The organism is Rahnella sp. AN3-3W3, assembly GCF_003263545.1.
Taxonomy (GTDB): Bacteria; Pseudomonadota; Gammaproteobacteria; order Enterobacterales; family Enterobacteriaceae; genus Rahnella; species Rahnella variigena.
Window position 1 is genome coordinate 1 of record NZ_JYDG01000130.1, and the last position, 8,284, is coordinate 8,284.

The 8,284-nt window shown below is 52.6% G+C and carries 7 protein-coding genes; 3 read left to right on the top strand and 4 right to left on the bottom strand.

From position 1 onward, the window contains the following. Positions 1-398: 398 nt before the first annotated feature. Together pgl and UC15_RS24810 are read left to right on the top strand one after the other, a co-directional pair. Entirely contained in the window at positions 399-1,397 is a 999-nt protein-coding gene (pgl, locus tag UC15_RS24805; RefSeq protein WP_112291806.1) for a 6-phosphogluconolactonase, read from the top strand. Positions 1,398-1,652: 255 nt separating this feature from the next. After that, positions 1,653-3,164: a methyl-accepting chemotaxis protein gene (locus tag UC15_RS24810; RefSeq protein ID WP_112291808.1), complete on the top strand. Its 1,512-nt coding sequence runs from the start codon at positions 1,653-1,655 to the stop codon at positions 3,162-3,164. A gap of 94 nt (positions 3,165-3,258) precedes the next feature. On the opposite strand, the gene UC15_RS24815 is transcribed toward UC15_RS24810, so the two are convergent. The 4 genes from UC15_RS24815 to UC15_RS24830 form a co-directional block, all read right to left on the bottom strand. Next, positions 3,259-4,539: a putative acyl-CoA thioester hydrolase gene (locus UC15_RS24815; protein ID WP_112291810.1), complete on the bottom strand. Its 1,281-nt coding sequence runs from the start codon at positions 4,537-4,539 to the stop codon at positions 3,259-3,261. 122 nt (positions 4,540-4,661) lie between these two features. Then, positions 4,662-5,144, bottom strand: a complete 483-nt coding sequence (locus UC15_RS24820; RefSeq protein WP_112291812.1) for a kinase inhibitor — start codon at positions 5,142-5,144, stop codon at positions 4,662-4,664. 36 nt (positions 5,145-5,180) lie between these two features. Continuing rightward, complete coding sequence (locus UC15_RS24825; protein WP_112291813.1) at positions 5,181-5,873, bottom strand: type 1 glutamine amidotransferase domain-containing protein; 693 nt, start codon at positions 5,871-5,873, stop codon at positions 5,181-5,183. Between the two features lie 57 nt (positions 5,874-5,930). Beyond that, positions 5,931-6,968, bottom strand: coding sequence for an NADP-dependent oxidoreductase (locus tag UC15_RS24830; RefSeq protein ID WP_112291815.1), 1,038 nt, complete (start codon positions 6,966-6,968; stop codon positions 5,931-5,933). A 271-nt stretch (positions 6,969-7,239) separates the two neighbouring features. Here UC15_RS24830 and aphA point away from each other — a divergent pair, with 271 nt between their 5' ends. Beyond that, entirely contained in the window at positions 7,240-7,953 is a 714-nt protein-coding gene (gene aphA, locus UC15_RS24835; RefSeq protein ID WP_112291817.1) for an acid phosphatase AphA, read from the top strand. Positions 7,954-8,284: the final 331 nt, after the last annotated feature.

Here is an 8,284-nt window from a genome sequence, read left to right on the forward strand (position 1 = left end):
GATCGAGCGCGATAATGCGATAAGTCATGAGCAGTCCGTCGTAAGTGAGGGAGGATCGGGGAAATTATCGCCATATTACCTTTTTTAGCCTGCTAATTAAACCGCGCTTCCGGCACTAAAGGTGCCGCCAGAGCGTTGGGGAATCGTGTTAACCTGAGCTACGCTTAATACTCGGCATATTTCAAGTTGCAGATGCGTTGGCCGCGCCCGCTCACCCGAATCACTTACTTTAGTAAGCTCATCGGGATTAATGAGCCTCGTCCCTGAGGCTCACCCTGCGGGCCAGCGCAAGCGCTGTTCAAATCGGTTCCTGACCGATTTGTCTCTCGTTTGCCACCTTCCTGCAACTCGAACTATTTTGGGTATTACAACTATTTGATTCTTAATAAGGAGATGTGATGAAGCAAGTTGTCTACGTTGCCAGCCCTGAGAGCCAGCAAATCCATGCTTTTCGTCTGGCAGACAATGGTGAGCTGAGCCTGCTGCAAACGGTTGAAGTTCCGGGACAGGTTCAGCCGATGGTTATCCATCCTGATGGTCATCGCTTGTACGTTGGCGTTCGCCCTGAATTTGGCGTGCTGACTTATCACATTGATGGTGAAGGCAAACTGGAAGAGGGTGCGATGGCGCCATTACCGGGCAGTCCGACGCATCTGGGTATCGATCTGCAAGGGCGTTTTGTGTTCTCGGCTTCTTACAGCTTCAACAATGTCAGCATTCATCCTTTGAATGAAAAAGGTCACGCGCTGGCACCGGTTCAGGTTCTGGAAAATATTCAGGCGCCTCATTCCGCCAACATCGATCCGACCAACCATCTGCTGATGATCCCTGCGCTTAAAGAAGACCGCATCCGCCAGTTTGATTTCAGCGTGGAAGGTGAGGCAACGCCGCATGCTTCCGCTGAGCTGAAAACAGTGGAAGGTGCCGGTCCGCGCCATATGGCATTCCATCCGAATCATCATTTTGCCTACTGTGTAAATGAGCTGAACAGCAGTGTGGATGTGTACCAGAAAGATGTCGCCAGCGGCGAATATCGTCAGGTGCAGACGCTGGGCATTATGCCTGCTGATTTCACCGGCACCTGCTGGGCAGCCGATTTGCACATTACGCCTGACGGTAAATATCTCTACGCTTCTGATCGTACCGCGAGCCTGATTTCCATCATGACCGTCTCAGCGGATGGCAGCGAACTGGAGCTGGTCGGGCATCACGCCACTCAGACACAGCCGCGCGGTTTCAATATCGATCATTCTGGTCAGTACGTGATCACTGCTGGTCAGAAATCTGATGCGATTGAAGTTGCGAAAATTGATCCGAAAAACGGTCAGCTGACGACGCTCAAAACCTACCCGGTGGGCAAAGGCGCGATGTGGGTAAGCATTCTGGAAATTAATTAATCACATTGAGTGACTGGTCAGTTTTGCTTATGTTTGCTTTTTAGCTGATCAATAATCCCGTCGTGATATTATGATCAAGCCTCTGTAATAAGGGGCTTTTTTATTGCCTGACGCTTCCCACTAATAGTTAAGAATAATTTCCACTTTCCACTAAATGTTATTCCGCACTGGTCGATAACTCTCCCGTATTTCACTCATTCTTCGGTGGCATCTGCCGCTTCAGAGTCAGTCCTTTTGGAAATCAGGGAGAAGAAAATGAATGTACTTTCAGGGATCGCTGGCCGGTTTCGCCACGCCACCATTGCTCACAAGCTCGGCGCAGGCTTTGCGCTGGTGTTGCTACTGGGATCCTCAATCGCCTTATCCGGTATTTACCATCTCACCAGCATCAATCAACGCGCCGAAAAATCCACGCTGCTTAAAAGCATGAACGACCTGCTAAACGAGGCCAAATTTTCACGTCTTTCCTATATGGCAAGCAAAGACATGAAATTTGTTGAAGAAAACCGTCTGGCGCTGGATAAACTCGACACCGTCCGCGCCGATGTTGCGGCACATTCCTGGGCCAGCGGCGACCAGATGCTGGTGGATGCCATGCCGGATAACATCCGCCGTTATCGGGAAAGCTGGCAGCAGACGCTCAATCCTCCCGCAGGCAGTGATCCGCAGCAGATAAGCGCACAACTTGCCGCCGCCGGACTGGCGCTGACTTCGGCGTCGAACACCTTGCTGAATCATGAAATGACCAACCTTCACCATGAAGTAAGCCGTACCATTTCGGAGATGCTGGCGATTATTGTGGCGACCATTATTGCCGGGGCGCTGATTTCGTGGCGCATGACCCGTCAGCTGACACTGCCGCTGCGCCGCACGCTGCAAACCGCCGAGCGTATCGCCGCCGGCGATTTATCGACCCACGCCTCGAGCCATAGCTTTGACGAAGTCGGACAGTTGAGCCGCGCTATCGAAACCATGAACCAGAACCTGCACGGCATTATCGGCGATATTCGTGAAGGCGTAATGCAGGTGACACGCGCCTCAGGCGAAATTGCAGCGGGCAATATTGACCTGTCCGCACGCACCGAAGAACAGGCTGCCGCGCTCGGGCAAACGGCGGCGAGCATGGAGCAACTGACGTCCACGGTGAAACAGAACGCCGACAATGCCACTCAGGCCAGCCAGCTGGCGTCTGATGCCGCAAACACTGCCGCTCGCGGTGGCAAGCTGGTGGCGGATGTCGTCGGTGTGATGAAAGAGATTACCGTCAGCTCAAAACAGATTTCGGAAATCACCACCGTCATCAACAGCATCGCTTTCCAGACCAATATTCTGGCACTGAATGCGGCCGTCGAAGCGGCGAGGGCAGGCGAGCAGGGGCGCGGATTCGCCGTCGTCGCCAGTGAAGTTCGCAGCCTTGCACAGCGCAGCGGTCAGGCAGCGAAAGAGATTGAAGGCCTGATCGGTAAATCAGTCGCCAACGTGACCAGCGGTTCGCAGCTGGTCGCAAAAGCCGGTGACACGATGGAAGAAATTGTCGGTTCAGTCCGCCACGTCACGCAGATCATTCATGAGATTGCCTCGGCCTCTGACGAGCAAAGCCGGGGCATCAGCCAGATTGCGCTGGCAGTGGCAGAAATGGATACCGTGACGCAGCAAAACTCTGCGCTGGTTCAGCAGTCAGCCAGTGCGGCGGCCTCGCTCGATGAACAGGCGGTGAATCTGGAACGCACCGTGTCGGTATTCCGCCTGGGAAACGAAGCGCTGTAACCGGGTAACAAATCCCTTCTTCAGAACGAAAAAAAACCGCCGGAGTTAATCCCGGCGGTTTTTTCATCATGTTAAATCACAACCTCAGACGACATTACTTCGCAGGCTGAGTCAGCACGTTGTTGTACTGCCACAGGCGGTTGAAGTTGGTATCGTTCAGATTACGCTGTTGTTTCTCATCTTTCGGCACGTTGCCTGCAAACGGCTGGCCGGAGAAGACGGAAGCGCCCCACGGGTTCATCTGGTCATAGCTTTTGTCGAAGCTGCTGTCGCGGATCACCAGCTGGCTGCTCGCGCCGTCAGCATCCCACGCACGACCCATTTTCGCTTTCGCTGCCTGTTCGAAACCACGGTCACCGGTCAGGTTGCTGTCGATCACCAGGAAACCGTATGGCGCGGTTGCTGGCGTATTCGGTGCGAAGATGGACGCCTGTTTCACGCCACGGCTGCTGACAGTGTGGAATTCAACGTGATCGAACACCGCATTGGCGCGACCAAACACGTAATCCACATCACCGACGATCAGGCTGTTATGCACATAAACGCGGCTGTAACGGCTGTTGTCAGTCTGATTGTGGATATTGGCGGTGTTGGCCATAAAGGTATTCTGGCGGCCAATCAGGCGCACGTTATCAAGAATGACGTTATCTCCGTCGGTACGCAGTGCCACAGCGGAGTGATCACCGGCATCAACGGTATCAAGCAGGGAATTACCAATGGTCAGATTCTGCAATTGCAGGCTGCTGCTCTGTGACCACACAGTCGCGGTACAACCGGTGCCGATGGTTTCAGTGGTCAGCGTTGCGCAGTTCTGGAACATATAGAATGCACGGTCACCTGGCAGGAACTGACCTGCAGGGCTGACGGTTGAACGGTAAACGGCTGGCGCTGCTGACGCTTCCAGACCTTGTGCCAGGGTCACATCAGCGGAGCTGTTGCCGGCACCGAACAGGGTGATTGGTGGTGCGCCAGCAGGAATGTAAACCGCGCCGTTATAGGTGCCCGGCAGAATTTTAATGAAGATACGTTCGCCGTGGTTACGCACTGCCAGCGCGGCATTGACTGCCTGCTGAACGTTGGCGTAAGCCGCGCCGTCGGTGCCTAACTGCGGACCGACCACGAAGTCGGTTTTCGCGCCGTCAGTGCTTGCCAGTTTAGGGAACCAGCCCTGCTGCTGAACCTGCAAAGAAGGGCCGCCAAAGGCCAGATAATTTTTCGCTGTAAAGTTGGCCGCTTCGTCCGCAGATAATACGGGCAGTGACGCGGTGCCCGGAGCAACCTGGCTGGATAAGCCTTGATGGCTGCTGCTACATGCCGCCAGGATCAGGCTGGCAGACAACATAGCGCACGCGCGCGACAGGGTGGAAATTTTCACTGTGACTGACTCCTTGATGAAGAAGATTGTTCTTTTTTTTCAATGTTGCGGTCATCGCCGCAATAAAAAAACGGTGGCCAGTAAAACTGACCACCTTTTCTGCGTCTTTTATACCACAGGAATCAGCTGTATATCACTGTCAGTGATGCTTTGCCGAGAGTATGGAAATGCACATTGAAGCCGAGATAAGCGCCGCTGGCATTTTCATCCACTTCCAGCGTTTCTGTATCGATGGCGTATACGGTGAAATGATAGTGGTGGTGTTCGCCCTGCGGAGGTGCTGCGCCGCCATAACCGGCTTTGCCAAAATCGGTGCGGGTCTGTACGGCACCGGCAGGTAAACCGCCTTTACCGGAGCCCGCGCCTTGCGGCAATTCGGTGACGTCAGCCGGAATATTCGCCACGCCCCAGTGCCACCAGCCGGAGCCTGTCGGTGCATCGGGGTCATAAACGGTTATCACAAAACTTTTGGTGTCTTCCGGAGCGCCGGACCAGGCCAGATGCGGCGACAGGTTGTCGCCGTTGTAGCCCATGCCGTTAAAAACCTGCGTTTCCGGCATTTTTTCGCCATCGCGCAAATCCTTACTGGTCAGTGTAAATGCCATAAAATCCTCATCTTTTGGTGAACGGTTACCCGCAGATTACTTACTGATTTCAGCCCCGCCCAGCATTTTCAGCAAGGCCTGTGCGACCGCTTTGGAAGAGGCGGGATTCTGGCCGGTAATCAGCTTGCCGTCGGTGATGGCATAAGAACGCCAGTCTGCGGCTTTGCTGTAATCACCGCCATTTTTCTTAAGCTCATCCTCGACCAGGAAGGGCACGATATCGGTCAGGCCGACGGCGTCTTCTTCGCTGTTACTAAAACCGGTCACGCGTTTGTCTTTGACCAGCGGCGTGCCATCAATCAGGACATTGCGCAAAACACCCGGCGCATGACAGACGGCAGAAACCGGTTTGCCGGCCTTCCAGAACGCCTCGATCAGCGCAATAGAATCCGCATCTTCCGCCAGATCCCACAACGGCCCGTGACCGCCGGGATAGAAAACGGCATCAAAGTCATCAGCGCTGATGTCACTGAGTTTCACGGTATTTGCCAGCGCCTGTCTGGCGTTGTCATCCTTGTGAAAACGCGCCGTAGTTTCCGTCTGGGCATCCGGCTCAGAGCTTTTGGGATCCAGCGGCGGTTGCCCGCCTTTGGGTGAGGCCAGTGTCAGTTCAGCGCCTGCATCCAGAAACTCATAATACGGCGCCGTAAATTCTTCGAGCCAGAAACCTGTTTTCTTACCGGTTTCGCCGAGCTTATCGTGTGATGTCAATACAATCAGTAATTTCATGTTACCTCCTGTGGACGTCGTCAGCTGAAGTTGTCGTCAGCTGACGTTAAAGAGAGATCAGTCCTGACCGACACGAACGACCAGTTTGCCAAAGTTTTTACCTTCCAGCAGGCCAAAGAACGCCTGCGGCGCGTTCTCTAATCCTTCCACAACATCTTCGCGGAATTTGATTTTTCCTGCTTCAAACCATTCGCTCATCTGTTTTGCAAACTCAGGATAACGATGGCCGTAATCATCAAAAATAATGAAGCCCTGCACACGCATGCGTTTCTTCAGGATAGTTCCGGTCAGCAGCGACAGGCGATCTTGCCCGTCTTTGAGCCCGGTCGCGTTGTACTGCGAAACCAGTCCGCACACCGGAATACGTGCTTTGGTGTTAAGCAGCGGCAGTACTGCGTCGAATACCGCGCCACCGACGTTTTCGAAATACACGTCGATACCGTCCGGACAGGCCGCTTTCAGGCGTTCATCCAGATCCGGCGCGCGGTGATCCAGACATTCATCAAAGCCGAAATGTTCGACTGCATAGCGGCATTTCTCTTCGCCACCGGCAATCCCCACCACGCGACAGCCTTTGATTTTACCAATCTGCCCGACCAGCGAGCCGACCGGACCGGTTGCCGCAGCGACCACCAGCGTTTCGCCCGGTTTAGGTTCGCCGATATCCAGCAGACCCATAAAGGCCGTGAAGCCGGGCATACCCAAAACACCCAGCGCCAGGGAAGGCTGTTTGAGTGCTGCGCCTTCCAGTTTTTTCACTGCTTTGGCATCAGCCACGGAATAATCCTGCCAACCGGTGCTGCCGACCACTAAATCACCGGCTTTGAAATCCGCGCTATTGGATTCCACCACGCGGGAAACTGCGCCGCCGGTCATCACTTCACCGATTTGTACCGGCGCGGCGTACGAAGGCGCATCGCTCATCCTTCCGCGCATGTACGGATCGAGCGAAAGCCAGACGGTGCGCAGCAATAACTGGCCGTCTTTGGCTTGCGGTAACGGGGCTTTTTCCAGACGGAAATTATCATCGACAGGTTTACCGTGAGGACGTGAAGCCAGCACGATGCGGCGGTTTTCAGACTGTAACTGGGGCATAGTCATTCCTTTTCGTTTTCTTATAAGAAAGTTAAAAGCTAACGTAATTGGGAATAAGTATAGGACGCTAAACAGTTTTCGAACCAAGCGCTTTATGCCATGTTGGAAAAATTCAGACGGTTTTACCCTGAAATGTGACCATCATCTTTTCCTATGACATCCGCCGGAAAATTCCTTTAAATCTGCAGGTTGCGCAGGTATGGTCGTTAAGATTTTTGACCTGTTGCTCCACTTTATCTGCAAGATTAATAAGCATAAAAAAGGGATCCGAATGCGTAAAACGCCTCTGGCACTGAGTGCCATCTTCCTGCTGCTCAGCCTGAATCAGTCTGCTGTCGCTAAAGACGCCACGCCTGCACCGCTTTATCCGGGTGTGAATGTCGCGCAACTCGCGCAGCAAGCTCCAGTTCACTGGGTGTCTGTCGCTCAGATTGAAAACAGCCTCAGCGGCCGCCCGCCGATGGCGGTGGGGTTTGATATTGATGACACCGTGCTGTTCTCCTCGCCGGGCTTTTACCGCGGTCAGGTCGAGTTTTCACCGGGTAAGCAGGATTACCTGAAGAACCCGCAATTCTGGGAAAAAATGAATAACGGTTGGGATGAATTCAGCATGCCAAAAGAGGTGGCAAAGAGCCTGATTGCCATGCACCTCAAGCGTGGCGACAGCATTTACTTTGTAACGGGACGCAGTGAAACCAAAACGGAAACTGTGACCAAAACCTTGCAGAACGATTTCCAGATCCCGCAGGACAAAGTGAATCCGGTGATTTTTGCCGGTGACAAAGCCGGGCAGAACACCAAAGTTCAGTGGCTGAAAGACAAACAGATTAAAATATTCTACGGCGATTCTGACAACGATATCACTGCCGCCCAGGCCGTGAGCGCGAGGGGCATTCGCGTACTGCGCGCCTCTAACTCAAGCTACAAACCATTGCCGCAGGCGGGTGTATTTGGCGAAGAAGTGATTGTGAATTCGGAGTATTGAGTCACTTTATTCCCTTCCCGGTGAAGGGGATAATTAAAATATTATCCAAATATAGATATTTCATATAAATAATCAATAATTCATCCCGCACCATCATTTCAATTTTTTATTTTCCTGTATTGAATTTATGTGGTCATTATTACTCAAGTCGATAATGTCTATTTTAAATGAGTTTTAATGTCTGGTGATAATAATTTCTCGTTGGTTTTTTATTTAAACTTTCTATTAAATTAAAAACGTTATCGTTTTCTGTATCTCGTAGTTGATTTTTATAAGTACTGAAAAGGATTTTGACATGACTACTAATAAAAGCAGCCCTTACCAACCTCGC

Bases quoted from the DNA above. Each gene is read 5' to 3' on its own strand.
- UC15_RS24830 (WP_112291815.1), bottom strand. From the start codon at position 6,968: ATGCCCCAGTTACAGTCTGAAAACCGCCGCATCGTGCTGGCTTCACGT.
- UC15_RS24820 (WP_112291812.1), bottom strand. From the start codon at position 5,144: ATGGCATTTACACTGACCAGTAAGGATTTGCGCGATGGCGAAAAAATG.
- UC15_RS24810 (WP_112291808.1), top strand. From the start codon at position 1,653: ATGAATGTACTTTCAGGGATCGCTGGCCGGTTTCGCCACGCCACCATT.
- pgl (WP_112291806.1), top strand. From the start codon at position 399: ATGAAGCAAGTTGTCTACGTTGCCAGCCCTGAGAGCCAGCAAATCCAT.
- UC15_RS24825 (WP_112291813.1), bottom strand. From the start codon at position 5,873: ATGAAATTACTGATTGTATTGACATCACACGATAAGCTCGGCGAAACC.
- aphA (WP_112291817.1), top strand. From the start codon at position 7,240: ATGCGTAAAACGCCTCTGGCACTGAGTGCCATCTTCCTGCTGCTCAGC.